The organism is Streptomyces sp. NPDC104313 (assembly GCF_055583985.1).
Window position 1 is genome coordinate 199,828 of the sequence record NZ_JBVJMW010000004.1, and the last position, 18,460, is coordinate 218,287.

General features: G+C 71.3%; 16 protein-coding genes. 4 read left to right on the top strand and 12 right to left on the bottom strand.

The window, feature by feature from the left end; translation table 11 throughout:
* Positions 1–81: 81 nt before the first annotated feature.
* Positions 82–1,668 (top strand): hypothetical protein, encoded by a 1,587-nt coding sequence (locus ACZ60Q_RS11080; protein WP_469631605.1) that lies wholly within the window; start codon positions 82–84, stop codon positions 1,666–1,668.
* 148 nt (positions 1,669–1,816) lie between these two features.
* Here ACZ60Q_RS11080 and ACZ60Q_RS11085 read toward each other — a convergent pair whose 3' ends face one another.
* The 11 genes from ACZ60Q_RS11085 to ACZ60Q_RS11135 all read right to left on the bottom strand — a co-directional run bounded on the left by ACZ60Q_RS11085 (position 1,817) and on the right by ACZ60Q_RS11135 (position 14,224).
* Entirely contained in the window at positions 1,817–2,104 is a 288-nt protein-coding gene (locus ACZ60Q_RS11085) for a muconolactone Delta-isomerase (protein WP_469631608.1), read from the bottom strand.
* A gap of 80 nt (positions 2,105–2,184) precedes the next feature.
* Positions 2,185–3,687, bottom strand: a complete 1,503-nt coding sequence (locus ACZ60Q_RS11090; protein WP_469631610.1) for an aldehyde dehydrogenase family protein — start codon at positions 3,685–3,687, stop codon at positions 2,185–2,187.
* Positions 3,684–4,802, bottom strand: a complete 1,119-nt coding sequence (locus ACZ60Q_RS11095; RefSeq protein WP_469631613.1) for an ABC transporter ATP-binding protein — start codon at positions 4,800–4,802, stop codon at positions 3,684–3,686. Before ACZ60Q_RS11095 ends, ACZ60Q_RS11090 begins: the two co-directional genes overlap by 4 nt.
* Positions 4,799–5,821, bottom strand: a complete 1,023-nt coding sequence (locus tag ACZ60Q_RS11100; RefSeq protein ID WP_469631616.1) for an ABC transporter ATP-binding protein — start codon at positions 5,819–5,821, stop codon at positions 4,799–4,801. Before ACZ60Q_RS11100 ends, ACZ60Q_RS11095 begins: the two co-directional genes overlap by 4 nt.
* 13 nt (positions 5,822–5,834) lie before the next feature.
* The gene (locus tag ACZ60Q_RS11105; RefSeq protein ID WP_469631619.1) at positions 5,835–6,782 is read right to left on the bottom strand and encodes an ABC transporter permease; all 948 of its coding nucleotides are present in this window, start codon (positions 6,780–6,782) and stop codon (positions 5,835–5,837) included.
* Positions 6,783–6,801: 19 nt separating this feature from the next.
* Entirely contained in the window at positions 6,802–7,752 is a 951-nt protein-coding gene (locus tag ACZ60Q_RS11110) for an ABC transporter permease (RefSeq protein WP_469631620.1), read from the bottom strand.
* Between the two features lie 13 nt (positions 7,753–7,765).
* Positions 7,766–9,400: an ABC transporter substrate-binding protein gene (locus ACZ60Q_RS11115; protein ID WP_469631623.1), complete on the bottom strand. Its 1,635-nt coding sequence runs from the start codon at positions 9,398–9,400 to the stop codon at positions 7,766–7,768.
* Positions 9,397–11,004 carry a phytoene desaturase family protein gene (locus ACZ60Q_RS11120; RefSeq protein WP_469631626.1) on the bottom strand — a complete coding sequence of 536 codons (1,608 nt, stop codon included), beginning with the start codon at positions 11,002–11,004 and terminating at the stop codon, positions 9,397–9,399. Before ACZ60Q_RS11120 ends, ACZ60Q_RS11115 begins: the two co-directional genes overlap by 4 nt.
* A gap of 44 nt (positions 11,005–11,048) precedes the next feature.
* The gene (locus tag ACZ60Q_RS11125) at positions 11,049–12,032 is read right to left on the bottom strand and encodes a membrane dipeptidase (RefSeq protein WP_469631629.1); all 984 of its coding nucleotides are present in this window, start codon (positions 12,030–12,032) and stop codon (positions 11,049–11,051) included.
* 128 nt (positions 12,033–12,160) lie between these two features.
* A complete protein-coding gene (locus ACZ60Q_RS11130) occupies positions 12,161–12,883 on the bottom strand; it encodes a maleate cis-trans isomerase family protein (RefSeq protein WP_469631632.1) in 723 nt (240 codons plus the stop codon).
* A 507-nt stretch (positions 12,884–13,390) separates the two neighbouring features.
* Positions 13,391–14,224, bottom strand: a complete 834-nt coding sequence (locus ACZ60Q_RS11135) for an IclR family transcriptional regulator (protein ID WP_469631633.1) — start codon at positions 14,222–14,224, stop codon at positions 13,391–13,393.
* A gap of 267 nt (positions 14,225–14,491) precedes the next feature.
* On the opposite strand from ACZ60Q_RS11135, the gene ACZ60Q_RS11140 reads away from it, so the two are divergent.
* On the top strand, positions 14,492–14,710 hold the full coding sequence (locus tag ACZ60Q_RS11140; RefSeq protein WP_469631636.1) for a hypothetical protein: 219 nt from the start codon (positions 14,492–14,494) through the stop codon (positions 14,708–14,710).
* A 61-nt stretch (positions 14,711–14,771) separates the two neighbouring features.
* Here the strand turns inward: ACZ60Q_RS11140 and ACZ60Q_RS11145 are convergent, their stop codons facing one another.
* Positions 14,772–15,434 carry a GntR family transcriptional regulator gene (locus ACZ60Q_RS11145; protein ID WP_469631639.1) on the bottom strand — a complete coding sequence of 221 codons (663 nt, stop codon included), beginning with the start codon at positions 15,432–15,434 and terminating at the stop codon, positions 14,772–14,774.
* Positions 15,435–15,560: 126 nt separating this feature from the next.
* On the opposite strand from ACZ60Q_RS11145, the gene lhgO reads away from it, so the two are divergent.
* Both lhgO and ACZ60Q_RS11155 read left to right on the top strand, forming a co-directional pair.
* Positions 15,561–16,808, top strand: coding sequence for an L-2-hydroxyglutarate oxidase (lhgO, locus tag ACZ60Q_RS11150; RefSeq protein ID WP_469631642.1), 1,248 nt, complete (start codon positions 15,561–15,563; stop codon positions 16,806–16,808).
* A gap of 78 nt (positions 16,809–16,886) precedes the next feature.
* On the top strand, positions 16,887–18,299 hold the full coding sequence (locus ACZ60Q_RS11155; RefSeq protein WP_469631644.1) for an MFS transporter: 1,413 nt from the start codon (positions 16,887–16,889) through the stop codon (positions 18,297–18,299).
* Positions 18,300–18,460: the final 161 nt, after the last annotated feature.

The following is an 18,460-nucleotide window of genomic DNA, read 5'->3' on the forward strand; positions in this document are numbered from 1 at the left end:
CGCCGGGGAAGGGAACCAAGCCCTCCGCGCGGCAATCGAAGAGGATGAAGAGAGTCCATGGCAGGGAAAGAGGGGCGATCCATGAAGCGAGAGCGGTCCAGCGAGGCGAGTGAGTCCGCGAACGGTACGGAGGGGATGCCTCCGGGGGGCATAGGCGCCCCGTCCGCACCGTCCTCGGGCACGGTCGCGGAAGGCGGCGGCCTTCCGGTCGCCGGCGACGGGAAGGCCGGCTCCGCGCCGACACCGACCTCGTCGAGGACCGGCCCGGAGGAGCCCGAGGAGACCCCGGCCGCCGCCCCGGCGGTCGTGCACGCGGTCGGTGTCTCCATCGGCAGGGCCACGACCGGGCCCGGCGGGCCGGTGGGCGGTGAGACCTCCGCCGTCGCCGGGGAAGAACCGGCGCCGACAGCCGGGAAGGGGGCCGCGGCGTCCGTCGCCGGGGCCGTGTCCGGACCGGTCACCGCGTCGTCCGCCACGAGCACCGGGAAGCCGGCCACCGCGGGTGAGCCCGCCACGAGTGAGTCCTCCGCCGCCGCGGCGAGGCAATCCACGGCCGAGGAGTCCGCAGCCACGCCTACGGGGGCGGCCTCGACGGAGACGACCGCCGCTGCGGCGGGAGCCGTTGCCGCCGAACCCGCCACGGCCGCGTCCGCGGCGGCCACTTCCGGTCCCCCCGGCAGCGCCGCGGCGGGGGAGGGCGGTGAGCCGGAGCGGCCCGGCCGGGTATCGCGTCCGATGGTGGTCGCGGCGGCCTTCGCCGGAGCACTGCTCCTCGCGACCCCCTTCGTCGTCGCCTCCGCGCAGAAGGACGACCCCAAGCCCGAGAGCCAGGAGGCCGCGGCGGCCTGGAAGGGCGACGGCGGGGCCGGCGGCTACGTACCGGGCACCGACCCCGAAAGCCGCAAGGACATGAAGGCTGTTGGCGCCGACAAGCCGGGTGACACACCTGCCCGCGGTGCCAAGGGTCCCGCCGGTGACGTACGTCCGGACGCGGGAGGAGAGCGGAAGCCCGTGGACGGGGCCGCCGAGAAGAAGACCGAGGGCGGCAGCGGAGCGGCCGACAGGACGACGAAGAAGGCCTCCGGCGACAAGGCTCCCGCCGACACGGGCTCGGACACCCCCACCAAGGCGCCAACGGGCGGTTCCGCGGCCAAGGCGGCACCCGCCGTCGTGTACAGCGGCGTGTCCGGGCCGGAGTGCCCCACCCAGCGCTTCCAGAAGTCGGGCTACTACAGCGACGGCAAGGAGGGCTGGGCCACCCACAGCGGAGGGTTCGGCGGCTACGGCTGCGCCGGGAAGTATCTCTCCATGCCGATGTCCGGCAGTTCCTCCACGGACTCCGGTGGATCGGCGACCTGGATCTTCGACCTGCCCGCCTCCGCGAGGAAGTGCGGCATCTCCGTCCACGTACCGGGGAGTTCGGACATCTCGCGGGTGGGCGGCGACCCGAGTTACTACACCGTCTACGACCGGTTCCTGCCCCGGACCAGTAACCTCGTCGGCTCCTACTACGTCCGTCAGCAGGACCGTCGCGGCAGCTGGTACAACGTGCCTGGCACCTTCCCCGTGGACGCCTTGAAGCTCTCCGTGCGGTTGCACGACCGGGGCGAGGACCGCGACTACGAGCACCATGCGATATCGGCACTGAAGGTCACCTGCACCGGCTGAGACACCGGTCCGCCACCCGTAGGACGCCGTAGGCACGGGCAAGGCCCGTGTCCTCCCGAGGGCCGCATGGCCGGGTCGGGCCGGTTCCGGAGCCTTCCGGAACCGGCCCTTGATCGTTTCCGCCGCTGTCGCGCCGGCCGCCGTGCCGTCAGGCTGTCGGTCCCGGGTCGACCGGGTGATCGGCCAGGGCGTGCACGGTGACGTCCATCCAGGGCCAGACCGGCAGCGAGGAGATGATGGTGTGGAGTGCGGTGGGGTCCGCGGCACGCCACAGTCCCCAGTTCTCGGTCCGGCCGGGCACCCGCCACATCCGGACCAGCGTTCCGGACGCGGCTAGTTCCACGGCGCGGCGGCGCTCGTCGTCGGAGACCTTCGCCTTGACGTCGGGGTCCATGGCTTCGGGCCAGGTGATGTGGATGTTGACGAGGAATTCCATGGACGCGTCCTGTTCCTGAGACTGAGGGATTCGGGGGGCGGGCCGGCGTGTGGGTGGCCGGCGGGGAGGTGCGGGTGGCCTCAGTGGGCGAACGGGTCGGCCGGGGTGCCGTGTTCGGTGATGACGGACTTCGTCTGGAGGAACTCGGCGACGGCCTCGACGCCGTTCTCCCGGCCCAGGCCGGACTGTTTGTAACCACCGAACGGCACGCTCCAGTGCAGCAGCCGGTAGGTGTTCACCCAGACCACGCCCGCCTCCAGCCGTCGTGCCACCCGGTGCGCGCGTGCCGCGTCGCGGGTCCAGAACCCCGCGGCCAGGCCGTACTCGACGGAGTTGGCGAGCGCGACCGCCTCGTCCTCGGTGTCGAAGGGGTGCACCGTGACGACCGGCCCGAAGATCTCCTCCCGGCAGACCGCGAGCTCCGGCGCGGCGTCGGCCAGCACGGTCGGCTCGTACCAGAAGCCCGCCTCGGCCGGCGCGGCGACAGTGGCCCGCTTCCCGCCGGTGACGGCCCGCGCTCCCTTCGCGAGAGAGTCGTCCACATACCCCTCGATCCGTTCCAGAGCCGCCGCCGAGGCCACCGGCCCGACGTGGGTACGCGGATCGCGGGGGTCGCCGACCCGCAGCCGCCCGACCGCCTCCCCGTACCTGCGGAGGAACTCCTCGTACACCTCACGCTGGACGAGGACGCGGGAGCCCGCGACACAGGTCTGGCCGGCCGCGGAGAAGGCGCCCTGCCGGGCCGCGACGACGGCGGCGTCGAGGTCACCGTCGGCGAAGACGATGTGTGCGGACTTGCCGCCGGCCTCGCAGACGTAGCGCTTCATCCGCTCGGCCGCGCGCGCCCCGAGCGTCCTGGCGACGGCGGTGCTGCCGGTGAAGGTGACCATGGCGACGTCGGGGTGCTCGGTGAGGCGGCGGCCCTCTTCGGCGCCGCCGATGACGACGCTGATCACCCCGGGCGGGAACCCCGCCTCCAGGGCCAGTTCCGCCAGGCGCACCGAGGAGGCCGGGGCTTGCGGCGGCGGCTTGAGGATCACGGTGTTGCCGGCGGCCAGCGCCGGGGCGAGCTTCCAGGAGCCCAGGGAGAGCGCGCCGTTGAAGGGGGTGAGCGCGGCGACGACGCCCAGCGGTTCCTGGGTGATGAGCGCCCTCGCCGTGCCGCTGAGTGGACGTGAGACGTCCTCCATGGTCTCCGCCACGGCCGCGAAGTAGCGGTACCAACGGGCCAGCGCGCCGACCTCGCCCCGGGTGGCGGTGAGGGGTTTGCCGTTCGCCCGGGTTTCCAGTAGCGCGAGTTCCTCGGTGTGCGCGACCAGTACATCGCCGAGGCGGTGGAGCAGGTCGGCGCGGGCGTGGGCGGGAAGCTCGTTCCAGGACGGGGCGAGGAAGGCGGTGCGTGCGGCGTCGACGGCGGCGTCGACGGCGTCCGGGTCCTGGTGCGCACGGGCCCAGAGCTCCCCGGTCGCCGGGTCGGTCAGCGGCACCGCCGTGCCGGCCGGCGCGCGCCGCGCCCCGCCCGTGTGGGAGGTGTAGTCCTCCATGGCCGACAGGCCGCCGGGGGTGTTCTCGGGGGCGTTCATGGAGCAGTGGTCCTTTCCGGGGACGAGGATTCCGAGGAGGGGGTTTCCAGGGACGGGGTTCTTGGAGGCAGGCTGTTCCGGGACAGCGCGGCCCGTACCTCGGCGGCGTCGGCGTGATGGCAGGCCACGGTGTGTCCGGTCGCTCCGGCGGTGACGGTCGGGGGCGGCGCGCCTTCGCGGCAGATCTCTGTGGCGAACGGACAGGAGCGCTGGAAGCGGCAGCCGGGCAGCGGATCGGCCGGGTCCGGGGGTTCCGCCCGGGTGCGGATCTCGCCGCGGAGGCCGGGGGCCCGGGGATCGGGCACGGGCACGGCCGCCAGCAGCGCGTGCGTGTAGGGGTGGCGGGGCGCGGAGAACACCTCGTCGCAGGGGCCGCTCTCCATGATCAGACCCCCATACATGACGATGACGTGGTCCGAGATGTGCCGCACCACGCTCATGTCGTGGGAGATGAACAGGAAGCTGACGTCCTGTTCGCGGCGGAGGTCCTTGAGGAGATTGACGATCTGGCCCTGGATGCTGACGTCGAGCGCGGAGACGATCTCGTCGCAGACGATGAAGCGGGGCTCGACCGCCAGGGCGCGGGCGATGGCCGCGCGCTGGCGCTGGCCGCCGGAGAGTTCATGGGGATAGCGGTCGGCCGACTCCGTGCGGAGGCCGACCTGCGCGAGGAGCTCCTCGACCCGCTCCCCGGCCTTCTCGCGGGGCGTCGTCCGGTGAACGGAGATGACCTCGCGGATCATCGCCCTGATGGTCATCCGCGGGTTGAGGCTGGCGTACGGGTCCTGGTAGACGATCTGGGCGAGCCGGGGCAGCGCCCCCGCGCGGCGGATCTTGTCCAGGGGCCGGCCGTGGACGCTGACCTGACCCGAGGTGATGGGCGAGAGGCCGACCAGGGCGCGCCCGGTGGTGGTCTTCCCGCTGCCGCTCTCGCCGACGATGGTGACGATGCTGCGGGCGGGCACGGTGAAGGAGACCCCGTCCACGGCGTGCGCGGTACCGGTGACCCGGCGCAGTACCCCGGTACGGAGGGGGAAGTGGACACGGAGGCCGGTGACGGCGACGGCGTCGGGTGGTCCGGCGGTGGCGGGGACCGGGGAGTCGGCGGCGTTCATGTGCGCTCTTCTCGGTGGTCCGCCCCGACGAGGACCGGTGCTGTGTAGGGGCAGCGGACGAAGTGGCCGGGGGCGGTGGAGGCGACGGGGAGGAGATCCGGGACGGAGTCCTCGCACGTCGAGCGGGCGGCGGTGCACCGGGGCTGGAAGGCGCAGCCGGGCGGCGGTGCGGCGGGGTCGGGCGGGAAGCCGGGTATGGCGGGCAGGCGCTCGACCCGTTCCCGGTCCATCCGGGGAACGGACTCCATCAGCGCTCGGGTGTACGGGTGGCCCGGACGGTCGAAGAGCGCGGTGGTGGGGGCCGTCTCCACGATCCGGCCCGCGTACATCACCGCGATCCGGTCGGTGACCCCGGCGACGACCCCGAGGTCGTGGGTGATGAGGATGAGGGCCATCCTGAGGTCCTTGCGGAGCTGGTCGATGAGCTGGAGCACCTGGGACTGGATGGTGACATCGAGGGCCGTGGTGGGTTCGTCGGCGATCAGGACCTGGGGTTCGCGGCTGATGGCCATGGCGATCAGAACGCGCTGGCGCATGCCGCCGGAGAGTTCGTGGGGGTAGCTGCGGAGCCGTTCGCGGGCGGCGGGGAGGCCGACGAGGTCCAGGAGTTCCGCACAGCGCGAGGCGGCTGCCCGCCGGCTGAACCCGTCGTAGTGGATGAGGGGTTCGGTCATCTGCCTGCCGATGGTCATGGCCGGGTTGAGCGCGGAGAGCGCGTCCTGGGAGACGAGCCCGATGCCGGAGCCCCGGACGGTACGCATCTGCCGAGGAGTGAGCGCGGTCAGGTCCTTGCCGTCGAAGGTCACCCGGCCGGAGATCTCGACGCCGGCGGGGGCGAGCATCCGCAGGACCGCCAGCATCGTCTGGCTCTTGCCGCAGCCGGACTCACCGACGACGCCGAGCGATTCGCCGGCGGCGACGCTGAACGAGACGTCTCGCACGGTCTCCAGAGGGGCGTCGTCGCCCTGGTTCTGGCCGCGGTGGGCGACCCTGAGGTGTTCGACTTCCAGTACGGTCACGGTGACGTCCCCTCTAAGCCAGTTTGATCTTCGGGTTGAAGTACGCCTGGAGCACGTCGACCAGAAAGTTGATCAGCACGAACGCGATGGCGATCACGAGGATCCCGCCCTGTACGAGGGGGATGTCCCGGGCGGAGATGGCCTGGTGGAGGGCGAGGCCGATGCCCGGCCACGAGAACACCGTCTCGGTGAGCACCGCGCCGCTGAGCAGGAAGCCGGCCTGCAGGCCGATCACCGTGATGACGGACGGCATGGCGTTGGGCAGCACATGGCGCACGATCACCCGGAACTCGCCGACACCGCGTGAGCGGGCGGTGCGGACGTAGTCGTTGCCGATCACCTCCAGCACCGAGGAGCGGGTCATCCGGGCGATGACCGCGAGCGACCACGCGGCGAGGGTGATCACCGGCAGCACCATGTGGGCCGCCACGTCGAGGGCTCCGCCGCCGCCGATGGAGGTCATCCCGGTGGCGGGAAGCATCCGGAGCTGCAGGGAGAAGACGATGATGAGCACCAGCCCGAACCAGAACGACGGTACGGAGTTGAAGAACAGCACGCCGACGGTGAGGCCCCGGTCCCGGGGCGAGCCGGGTCTCTGCGCGGCCCAGGTGCCGATGGCGACGCCCACGACCGCCGCGACGACGATCGCGGTGCCCGACAGCAACAGGGTGTTGAGCAGTCGGTCGGAGAGGACTTCGGAGACGGGCCTGCCGAAGGAGAGCGAGCGGCCCAGATCGCCATTGAACAGGCTGCCGAGGTAGGCGAAGTAGCGGGAGACGGCGGGTTGGTCCAGGCCGAGGTCCTCGCGGAGCGCCTGGCGGTCCGCCTCGGAGGCGGTGGGGCCGAGCAGGGCGCTCGCCTGGTCACCGGGGATGATCTGGCCGAGGCCGAAGGTGGCGATGGTCACCCCCAGGACGACCGGGAGCATGTGCAGCGCACGGCGCAGCGTGAAGGTCAGCATGGCGAATCTCCAGGGCTGTTCATGACCGGCTCCACCGGGTCCGCAGGGTGCGTCCGCCGCCGCGCGAGGCCCCGGACCTGCGGCTGCGCGGGTCGAGACGGTCGCGGATGCCGTCCCCGAGCAGGTTGAACCCGACGGCGAGCACGACGATCGCCAGGCCGGGGATGGTGGCGACGTGCGGTGCGGTCACCAGCAGGGCGCGTCCGCCGCTGAGCATCTGGCCCCAGTCGGGGGTGGGCGGCTGTGCGCCGAGCCCGAGGAAGGCGAGGCTGGAGCTGAGGATGACGTTGCGGCCGGTCTGGAGGGTGGCGAAAACGACCACGCCGCCGAGCAGGTTCGGGGTGATGTGGCGGAAGGCGATCCGCAGATGGCTGTAGCCGAGGGCGCCAGCGGCCTCCACGTACTGCTCCTGGCGCAGGGCGATGACATTGCCGCGGACGATCCGGCCGAACTCGGGGACGGTGACCACCACCATGGCGATGACCATCGAGGTGATGCCGGGCCCGAGGGCGACGCCGATGCCGAGGGCGAGCAGGATCCCGGGGAAGGAGAACATCACGTCGAAGACGCGCATCAGGGTGCTGTCGAGCCAGCCGCCGACGTAGCCGGAGAGCAGTCCGAGGCAGCCGCCGATGGCGAGCGCCGCCAGGGTCGGCGCCACGGCGACCAGCAGGGCGAGCCGGGTGCCGTACATCAGCCGGCTGAGGATGTCGCGGCCGACCTCGTCGGTGCCGAGGAGGTGACCGTCGCTGAGGGGGCCGAGCCCGATGGAGGAGGGATTGGTGGCGAGCGGGTCGTCCGGGGCGATCAGGGGCGCGAGGAGCGCGACGATGATCGTGGCGGCGACGATGGTGCCGCCGATGAGGGCGGTGGCGTTGCCGGAACCCAGCAGCGCGCGGAGGCGGGTGCGCCGCCGAGGGGGCGCGGCCCGCACGGCGGCGGGGCGGGGTGGTGCCGCAGTGGCCTTCATGGCTGTGGTCTCCTCACCGGCGGCGGATGGTGGTGTAGTCGATGTAGACGGAAGCGGCGGGCACGACTCCCTCGACCGTCCGGCTCAGGAGGCGGGGCAGCCGGTCCTGGTAGAGGAACACCCAGGGCGCGTCGGCCGCGATGCCGTCGGCGGCTTCCCGGTAGAGCGCCGTGCGGCGGTCCGGGTCGGGTTCGCCCCTCGCACGGTCGAAGAGGGTGTCGACGTCCGGGTTGCGGTACCAGCCGCGGTTGACGCCGTCGGGGGGATGCAGTTCCCCGCTGAACATCCGCTCCAGGAAGTCGGCGGCGTCGGCTCCGGTGGTCCATCCGTTGAACGAGCCGTGGGTCCGGTCGTCGTAGCCGTTGCCTTCCTCGGCGACGAGCGAGGCGAACTCCATGTACTGGGTGTCCAGGCGGACACCGACCGCTTTGAGGTCCTGTTGGATGAGCGACATGATCTCGGTGGCCTGGGAGAAGCCGGGGCCGCTGTCGGGTGCGAGCATCCGCAGCCGTACGGGGGTGGGCACCCCGCTCTCACGGATGAGTCGGCGGGCCTCTTCGGGATCGTAGGAGTCCGCGGCGGCACCGGGACTCTCCTGGTACGCCTCGTTGCCCCGGGGCAACGGCCCGGTGGACGGGGCGACCTGTTGGCCGGTGAGGGTGGCGATCGCCCGACGGTCGACGGCGTGGTTGAGCGCCCGTCGGAAGACGGCGTTGTCGGTGGGGGCGATCTTGGTGTTGAGACGGATGAAGTACTGATTGGCGGGCTCGGGATACTGCACGGTCATGGTGCCGCCGCCGGCGAGTTGCTGGACCTGCTGGGCCCCGGCGCTGAGGATCGCGTCCACCTCACCGGTCTGTGCGGCGATGGCGAGGGTGGTGGGGTCGGTGACGGACTCCACGATGATGGAGGGGGTCCTGGGGGATCCGCCCCAGTAGGCCGCGTTCCGCTTCAGCGTGATGCGCTTGCCGCGATCGGCGGACTGTTGGGTGAAGGGGCCGGTGCCGACGGGGTTCAGGCCGATGTCGTCGGGCCGGTGGGCGCGGAGCGCCTTGGGGCTGATGATCGACATCCGGCGGTCGGTGAGCACCCGGGGGAGCCCGGCGTACGGTTCGGTGAGTCCGAGGACGACCGTGTGCCGGTCGCGGACGTCGACCTTCTTGATCCAGCGGGTCAGGAACTTCATGTTCCCGGCGGCCGTCGGGTCGTGGAAGGCGGAGTCCTCGTCCATGATCCGGTCGAAGTTGGCCTTCACGGCGGCGGCGTCGAAGGGCGAGCCGTCGGCGAATTCGACCCCCTCGCGAAGCTTCAGGGTGTAGGTCCGCGCGTCCGGTGACGCTTGCCAGGATTCGGCGAGCGCGGGCCGGAGTCCGGGTGCCTGGGCCGTCTCGGTGCCGAGGTCCTCGCGGATCAGAGGATCGAAGAGGGCGTCGATGACCCGGAGCACCGGGGTGCCGGACGCGCGGTGCGGGTCCAGGGTGGGGATCTCTCCCTCGGCACCGATGACCAGCGTCCGCGCGTCGCGGCCGAAGGACGGATGGGCGCTGCAGCCGGTGAGCAGGACACCCACCACGGCCACACAGCCCACCGTCCGGCCGAGTATTCCTGTGCGTGGGCTCTGCGGCCCACCGCGGCGCGAAAGCCTCATGCTTGTCGCCTTTGCTCGTGGTGAAGGTCGTGGAGCACCGCTCCGGCCGTGTTCCTGCCAGGTGTTCCGGTGATGTAGCCGCCGGGCCAGGTCCCGGCGCCACTGACGTAGAAGCCCTGGAGCGGGGTGCGGTAGCCGGCGACCTCGGGGTGCGGGCGGGCCCCGAAGAGATTTCCCGGCAGCATGTCCCCGTGGGTGATGTTGCTTTCCAGCAGACCCAGTTCGCTCTCGATCTCGACCGGATTCATGAACCGGTGGTCGACGACGCGGTCGGCGAGTCCCGGCATCAGCCGGGAGAGTTCCTCGACGCACCGCCGGCCGAAGCGCTCCGTGCGCTCGGCGTCCCAGGGGCCGTCGTGCGGTCGGTAGGGGGCGTGCCAGGCGTTGACGCTGATGAGATGGGTGCTCCCCGGGGTGAGGCCGGGAGAGGTGAGGGTCGGTATCAGCCCCCACATCAGGGGCTGTTCGCTCGTGTGGCCCAGCAGCGCCCGGGAGATCGACTCCTCGATCTGCCCGAGGGAGGAGCCCACCCGGAACTGGCAGGCCCGGACCTGCTCGGGATCCGCGTCCTCGGGGAGCCCCGCGTAGGCGGGCAGCGAGTCCACCTCCAGGACGATCTTGAACGCTGATCCGCGCATCGCGGTGCCCGTGACCTCCGCCCGGATCTCGGGACCCATCGCCGCGTCGTCCAGCAGATCGCGAAAGAGGTGGACGGGGTTGACCGCCGACACCACCCGGTCAGCGGTGAACTCCTCGCCGGACGCGGTGACCACGCCTCGGACCCCGGCGTCCCCGTGCAGGATCCGTACCACCGGGGAGCCGGTGCGCAGGGTGACGCCGTGGGCGCGGCAGCACTCCTCCAGCGCGTCCACGATCGCGCTCATCGACCCGACCGGGAGACCGGTGGAGCCGCGGAGCGCGACCCGCTCGGCGGCGTCGCCGGAGTGGGGTGCGCCCGCCGCGGCCAGGGCGAACGGGCGCATCATCAGTCCGACGGCGCTGCCGGGCGTCGAGGGCGGTACGAGCTGGGCGTTCAGCGCGAGCAGGGCCAGCAGCGCCTTGGCCTGGTCCGACACGAGACGCTCGTCGAGCAGCCCGGTGAGGCTGCCCTCGAAGACGGCGGTGAAGAGCTTGTGCTCCTCCGGGTCGGTCAGCCGCTCCCGGAGGGCGGAGAGTGCGGGCGGGGGGTCGTCGAGGGACACCCGCAGGCTCGCGCCGAGGCGTTCCAGACCGCTGATCAGCTCCCGGTAGCGCTCGGCCTCGCCCGGCGCGAAGGCATCGAGCTGCCGGTCGACGCGGGCGGGATCGCGCCAGCCGAGGAAGCACCGGCCGTCGAACTGCTGGACCACGGTCGGGTCGGCCCGGACGAACCGGAGACCGTGGTCGGCGAGCCGGAGTTCGCCGACGACCGCCGGGTTCAGTGACCCGGGCGAGTTGGTGAAGGCCAGGCTGCGGCCGGGCAGGAACTCATATCCTCCGCAGGGCCCGCCGAGGCGCTGCCGGGATTCGACCACGGCGACGCTCAGCCCCGCCCGGCCCAGATAGGCGGCTGTCACCAGCCCGTTGTGGCCGCCCCCGACCACCACGACGTCAAACCGGTTCATGCCCACCACTCCTCTCCGTGTCCACGCCGTCTTCTCCGCGGCCGTCAGTTCCGGGGATCGGCCACGAAACCGGCGTCGAACATGCGCAGCCAGTTGCCGCCGGCGATCCGCTCGACCTCGCTCTCGCTGAACCCGCGCTCGCGCAGGTGCTCCAGGACAGTGGCGTAACCACTGCCCGCGGCGAACCATTCGGGGAATTCGACCGGTCCGGAGATGGGGACCATGGGCTTACGGCTCCAACGGCCCTGCCGCCACCAGTGAAGTTCTTCGTCGCCCTGGCCGGCGTAGTAGTCGGAGCCGAGCCCGACGTGGTCGACGCCGATGAGGTCGACGGTGTAGGCGACCATGTCGCAGAACTCGCCGACGGTGCAGCCGACGCCGCTGGGAGCGATTCTCGGGTACATGCTCAGGCCCACGACACCACCGGATTCGGCCGCCTTCTTGAGGACCGTGTCGGATTTGTTGCGGAAGGCCAGCTCTACGTTCTCACCGACGAAAGCCCGGGGATTGGCGTGCGTGATCGCCACCGGTCGTTCGGACGCCTCCAGGGTTTCGAGGGAGGTGCGCTCGTTGCAGTGGGAGACATCGATGAGCATGCCCACCTGGTTCATCTCCCGGATCAGATTGATGCCGTAGGTGCGGGACAGGCCGGCGTCGTCGCTCTCCCAGCAGCCCGCGCCGGCGGAGTTCTGGGTGTTGTAGGTGAGTTGGCAGATTCGCACCCCGGCCTGGTGGAAGGCACCGACCAGGTCGAGATCGTCCTCGAAGGGGCTGCTGTTCTGGAATCCGAGGATGACGGCGGTACGGCCGTCGCTCCCGGCCGCGCGGACGTCGTCGGCGGAGCGGCCCTCCGTGAGGAGGTCGGTGTTCTCCGCGAGCAGCCGCTGCCAGCGGCCGACCTCGCGCATGGTCTCGGTGGAGTCCTCCCAGATGGCGACGGTGGCGTGGACGCCGGCTATTCTCGCGGCGTGCCACTCCTCGAAGCGCTCGCGGGCGGGCTTGACGAACTGCAATGCGTCTACCAGCACGTGCATTCCTCTTCGGGCAGGTGAGCCACGTGGTCCGGGCGGGGTGAGAGCCCGGCCGTGCGACCCGGTGCGGACGATGGGTGCGGTGGGCGGTGCCACCGCTGTGCGGCGGTGCGTTCGGTCCGGTGTCAGATCTCGTGGCCGAGGCGGCCGAACTGGGGGATCTCGTCGCGGAGGCCCAGGGTTCGCAGGGCGCTCCAGAGAGACGCCTGATTGCTGGTCACCACGGGTCGACCGGTGTCCATTTCGAGGTAGGGCAGGATCTCGAAGGTCCGGTAGGTGCCGCAGGAGATCAGCAGGGCGTCGGCGTCGGGGGCGGCCTTGTGCAGCCTGCGCCCGAGCCGGTAGGCGCTGTCCGCGTCGTGGACGCTGGCCTCGTAGGGGTCGGTCATCTGGAGCCCCTCCATCACGGGCACCTCGAAGCCGACGGCGGTGAGGTAGGAACGCAGCGCCTCGTTCACCTCGTCGGTGTAGATGCTGCCGACGGCGACGGAGGTGGCGTCGACGGCGCGCAGGGCGTCGACGGTCGCCTGCATCATGGTGATCGCCGGGATCCCGGTCTCGGCCTTGATCTCGTCCGTGACCTTCTCGTCGGTGCCGGGGCCCGGAATGAAGGTGCCGGGCGCGCCGCACTGCACGATCAGGTCCACCTTCGCGGTGGCGAGTTGCCGGGAGGCGTCGAGCACCTGGCTCATCATTTCGCGCAGGCCCTCGGCGTCGACGCGGGGAACGATGGTCCGGGCGTCGGCGAAGGCCACTCCGGTGGGCGCGACCGAGCGCCACTCCTCCGCTCCTTCGATCGCGGTCGCCGGGCGGATCTGTCCGATTCGTGCACGCCAGCCAAGCATCATAGGGCATTTCTCCTGAAATGGGCTGTAGATACGGAAGGGTGAGATGTCGGGAGAGCTCGCGGTGGCTTGAAATGGTGAGTGGATTCTTGCTGCGCGAACGTCGCCCGTACAGCGGCGAAAGTCCCGTTCTCCCCGGCGATCAGCCGAGGTCGGCGCTACCGTCGAACAATCTGGGACAGTGGACCAGATTGTTTGGGACAATGTACCTACGCGTTTTGGTCAGGTCAATGGGTAGGTTTTCGGCTCGAAGAAGTGCCGCCGGACGCGCGATGCCGACACAACGGTGGCCCGCCGCGCCGGAGACGCGCGGCGGTACGGCGGGCGGTACAACAGGTGAAGTGCAGGGGTGCAGGGGTGCGGGTGGCGCCTGGATCGGGGTCGCCCCTCGGTCAGGCGTGTCCGGCACCCCGTGCGTCGGCTCGGCACAGGGCCCGGCCGTCACACGACCCTCCCGACGGCGGTCGTCGCCCGGCCGGTTCGCCGTGGAAACGAATCAGGGTGCTCGGATCAGGCGGGCTGGCGCCAGCGGATGGCGATCTGGGCCGCGGCCGACTGGAGAAGCGGGACCAGGTCGGCCATCCGCTGATCCGCGAGCCGCGCCTCGGGGCCGTAGATGCTCAGTGCCGCGGTGACGGTGCCCTGGGTCGCGATGGGTACGGCCACCCCGCACCCTCCCATGATCCACTCGCCGCGACTGAAGGCGTAGCCCCGTTCGCGGGCGGCGGCTACCCGGTCGACGGTCTCCGTCGCGTCCGTCGCGCCGGTCGCGGAGACATGCTCGCCCACCAGGTGCCCCAGATGGTCTTCGGGCAGCATCGACAGCAGTACGCGGCCCGTCGCGCCGGAGAAGAGGGAGTAGGGCCGGCCGACCCCCGTGATCAGCCGGAGCGGCTGGGAGCTCTCCACCTCGTACACCGTCACCCGGCGCCCGTCCACCACGGCCGAGACACACGCGGTCTCTCCCGTCGCGGCGGCGATACGGGCCGTCGCCTCGGACGCGGCACTCACCAGGTCGCTGTTGGCGGCGTGCCGCCAGGCGAGGGTGAGCGCGGCCGGCCCGATCACGTACTTGCGGGAGTTCTCGTCGACGACGGCGAGCCCGACGCGCTCCAGCGAGGCGAGAATCCGCTGGGTGGAGCTCTTGCTGATCTCCAGGTCCCGGCTCAGCTCACGCAGCCCGCGCGGCCGGTCGGCCTCGGCGATCGTCTTGAGCACCAGCAGGGCGTGGTCCACGATCTGCACCGTGCTCGCGGGCGGCGTCCGCTTTCCGGCCGTGCCCGCCGCCGGCGCATCGGACGGCGAGGGAGTCTCCGTAGGCTCCGGCCCCTGTTCGTTCACCATCGGGCCGGTCCTCTCCCTGGGGAAACAGGGCCCGGTGCGGAGTGCTCCCGCAGGACGGCCCCGGACCCTGTCCGCGCGTTGCATGAATGATCGCTCGCGATTATCACACAGTGACCACACCCCGTCATCCACGGCGACACCCGCCGGCTGTCGCGGCGGAGAGGCGGCGAGGCGATGGAACAGCCGGTCGGCGAAGGCCTCCCACTGAGCGGCCCCCTTCTCCCGCGGGTACCGGTCGTGTGTCCGCGGCGGTCCGTCACCCGGGTGGTGGCCGACACCGAACCGGCGGCCGTCGACCCCGACGTCACGGTCGGTCTCGATGAGGCCAACCTGTGCGCGGTACTGCTCGGTGCCGTCCCGCCGGACGAGCTGCCGGGACGGCCGGACGTGGAGATGATCCGGGATATCCGGGACATCGGGGCTCTGGCCGGACTCCTTGGCCATCTCGGCACGCCCGACACCGTGTTCGCGGACGTCACCCCGTAGCGCCCTGACCCGGCGAACCGGCCTGCGGAACCACCGGCCGGTGGAACCCGCGGGCCGCTGGTCACCGCTCTTGCTGGGCGGCCATGACGTGGTCGCGGGCGCCTTCGACATGCGCGACGATCACGCTGCGCAGTGCCGTCGCGTCACGGTCGCGCAACGCGTCGACCATGCGCTGGTGCTCGTCGTCGATGCGTTCCAGGTCGTGTCCCGAGCGCGCCCAGCGTCGGCTGTACGGCTCGACGAGGTGCAGCAGTTGGTCGACGAAGCGCAGCGTGAGCCGTCGTTCGGACAGGGCGTAGACGCGCCGGTGGAACTCGTAGTTCAGGGAGGCCCGGCCGGCGGCGTCCGCACCGGCGCGGCACATGTTGTCGGCGATCTCCTGGAGTTCGTCGATGTCCCGGTCGCGGCAGCCGCGCACGATCTCTTCGGCCAGCGGCGGTTCCATCTGAAGGCGCAGTGCGAAGAGTTCGGCGATCTCGCCGTGGCTGAGCTCCGCCACGAGCATGCCGCGCTGCGGCTGAACCTCGATCAGGCCTTCGGCCGCCAGGGTGTGCAGGGCCTCGCGCAGAGGAATGCGGCTCACCTTCAGCTCGGTCGCGAGCTTCTCCTGCACCAGGCGGGTGCCGGGGAGCAGTCCGCCGTCGCGGATGGACGTACGGAGTCGTTCGGCGATGACGGCGGCGCCGTTCCTCGTACTGCTGGGGGTCCGGGCTGGTCGGGTCACCGCCTCACTCTATCTCTTGTGCACACTCGCAGCGGCTGTATACATTCTCCCCACTCGCAGCGAATGTATACAGCCGCAGCGAGGTCTTGTTTCGCGCCACCAGAGAGCCACCAGAAAGGCCGCCGGATGTCACGTGCCATAGATGTCGCCGTCATCGGAGGAGGGCTGCTCGGACTCGCCACGGCGCGGGCGCTGCTGCGTGCCCGGCCCGGTCTGTCCGTCACGGTCCTGGAGAAGGAGGCACGCTGGGGCGCCCACCAGTCCGGGCACAACAGCAACGTCATCCACAGCGGCCTGTACTACGCGCCAGGCTCCCTCAAGGCCCGGCTGGCCCGGGCCGGTGGCGAGGAGATGATCCGCTACTGCGAGCAGCGCGAGGTGCCCGTCAAGCGCACCGGGAAGCTTGTGGTGGCCACGTCCCTGGCCCAGCTCCCCGGTCTGGAAGCGCTCGCGGAGCGAGGCCGGGCGAACGGCGTCACCGTGCAGCGGCTGAGCCGCGCGGAGTTCGCCGAGCGGGAACCGCATGTCGCCGGAGTGGCCGCCCTGTCGGTCGCCGACACCGCCATGACCGACTTCGGCCAGGTGTGCCGCGCGCTGGCGGCCGAGCTGACCGGACTCGGCGCCGACCTGCGCACCCGGTCACCCGCCCTCTCCTTCGCCGAGGCCGAGGGCCGGACCGTGATCCGCACGCCCGGCGAGGAGTACCGGGCCCGGGTCCTGGTCAACTGCGCGGGTCTGCACAGCGACAGGATCGCGGCCGCGGTCGGTGACCGCCCGACGGTACGGATCATGCCCTTCCGCGGCGAGTACGCCGAGATCAGGCCCGGCCGCCGGGGGCTGGTCAACAACCCGGTATACCCCGTGCCCGACCCCGAGCTGCCCTTTCTCGGCGTGCACATCACGCCCATGCTCGACGGCTCGGTCCATGTGGGGCCCAACGCCGTGCCCGCGCTGGCCCGCCAGGGCTACCGCTGGCGCGACGTCGACCCCCGCATGGTGGGCGAGCTGCTGCGGGACCCCGCCCTGCGCGGTCTCGCGCGGCGCTTCTGGCGACACGGGGTCACCGAGATCAGCCGGTCGCTGATCTGGCCGCTGTTCGTCCGCGACGTGCGCCGCCTGATCCCGGAGATCGAGAGCAGGGACATGCGGCGGCATGGAAGCGGCGTGCGCGCCCAGGCGGTCACGGCGGACGGGCGACTGGTCGACGACTTCGTCATCAGCCGCACCCCGCGCGCCGTCCATGTGCTCAACGCGCCGTCGCCCGCCGCGACATCGAGTCTCCCCATCGGCGGCCGGATCGCGGCCGACGTCTTCGAGCAGCTCGGCCACGAGGAGTCGGCCCGGATCGCGCGTGAGGAGTCCGCCGCGGCCTGACCGCTCCCCGCCCCTTCCCCTTTCCCCCTCACCCCCATCCCCATCCCCCTCTCCTTCAACGGTGATCGAGGACAGCCCATGGCGAACGCCCCGCACACAGACGCGCACGACCCCGGACCATCCCCCGCCATCGCCCGCCGCCGCGTGGCCACCGCCACCATCGTGGGCTCCGCGCTGGAGTGGTACGACTTCTATCTCTACGCCTCCATGGCCGCCCTGGTCTTCGGCAAGATCTTCTTCCCGCAGGCCGACGGTACGACCGGTACGATGGCGGCCTTCGCCACCTTCGCGGCCGGATTCCTGGCCCGCCCGCTGGGCGGCATCCTGTTCGGACACCTCGCGGACCGCATCGGCCGACGGAACGTCCTGATCATCACCTTCGTCCTGATGGGCATCTCCACCGGGCTGATCGGGCTGCTTCCCACGTACGGGACCGCCGGAATCGCGGCCCCCGTCGCCCTGGTGATCCTGCGTATCTTCCAGGGCCTCGGCGCCGGAGCCGAGTACAGCAGCGCGGCGGTCGTCGCCTACGAGCACGCCGACGAGAACCGGCGCGGCCGCCAGGGTGCCTGGCCGGCCCTGGGGCTCAACCTCGGGCTGCTGATGTCGTCGCTGACCGTCACGGTGCTGACGACCATGGACGAGGAGGCCCTTTTGACCTGGGGCTGGCGCATCCCGTTCGTCGCGAGCTTCGCCCTCGCCGGCGTGGGCCTGTGGGTCCGGCGCCGCGTGCCGGAGTCGCGCGACTTCCACGACAGCCGGCAGAAGCAGAAGCAGGAGAAGGACACCGCCCCGCAGATGCCGTTCGTCACCCTGCTGCGCAAGGAGCGGCGCGGCCTTCTCGTCGTCCTGGCGGTCTCGTTGGGATACAACGCCCTCAGCTACATCTTCAAGACGTTCTCGCTGGCCTACCTCTCGGATTTCCAGGACGTCTCGGCGAGCGTCGGCGCGTTCGGGGTCACCCTGGCCAGTGCCACGGCCCTCGTCACCGTGCCGATCTTCGGCTGGGCCAGCGACCGCTTCGGCAGCCGCCGGGTGCTGGCGGCCGGAGGCATCGCCTCGGCGCTCTTCGCCTTCCCGTTCTTCGTCCTGCTGGACACGGGGAACTCCATCCTGATCTGGCTGTGTCTGATCATCGCGACGGGCTTGCTGGCCCCGGCCATGTTCGCCCCGCAAGGCTCTTTGCTCTCCCGCCAGTTCCCGCCGGACGTCCGGGTCAGCGGGGTCGGCACGGGGCGGGAGATCGGCGCCGCGCTCTCGGGTGGACTGGCCCCGCTGGCGGCCCTGGCCATTGTCGGGGCCAGCGCGACCAACGCCACCTGGGGTGTCTCCCTGATCCTCGTCGCCGGAGCCGTCGTGGTCGTCATCGGCGCCGCCTTCGACCGGGGCGCCGGCCCGGCCTCGCCTTCCGTACGGCGGAACGCCGAAACCGACCTGCCTCCCGGCCCGACACCGGACCGGGACGATGTCCGCGCCGGCCAGGCCCACTGAGGGCCGGACCGGGGAGCAGCCACCTGATATCGACGAGTTCCTGAACGGGTCGGCCCGGACCGAGCGCGGTCCGGGCCGCCCCGTTCAGCTGCGAAGCCACCTGGCACCCGACGCGGGGCGCCCGTTCAGGGCCCCGGGATGCGGGCCTTCTCGGTGGCGAA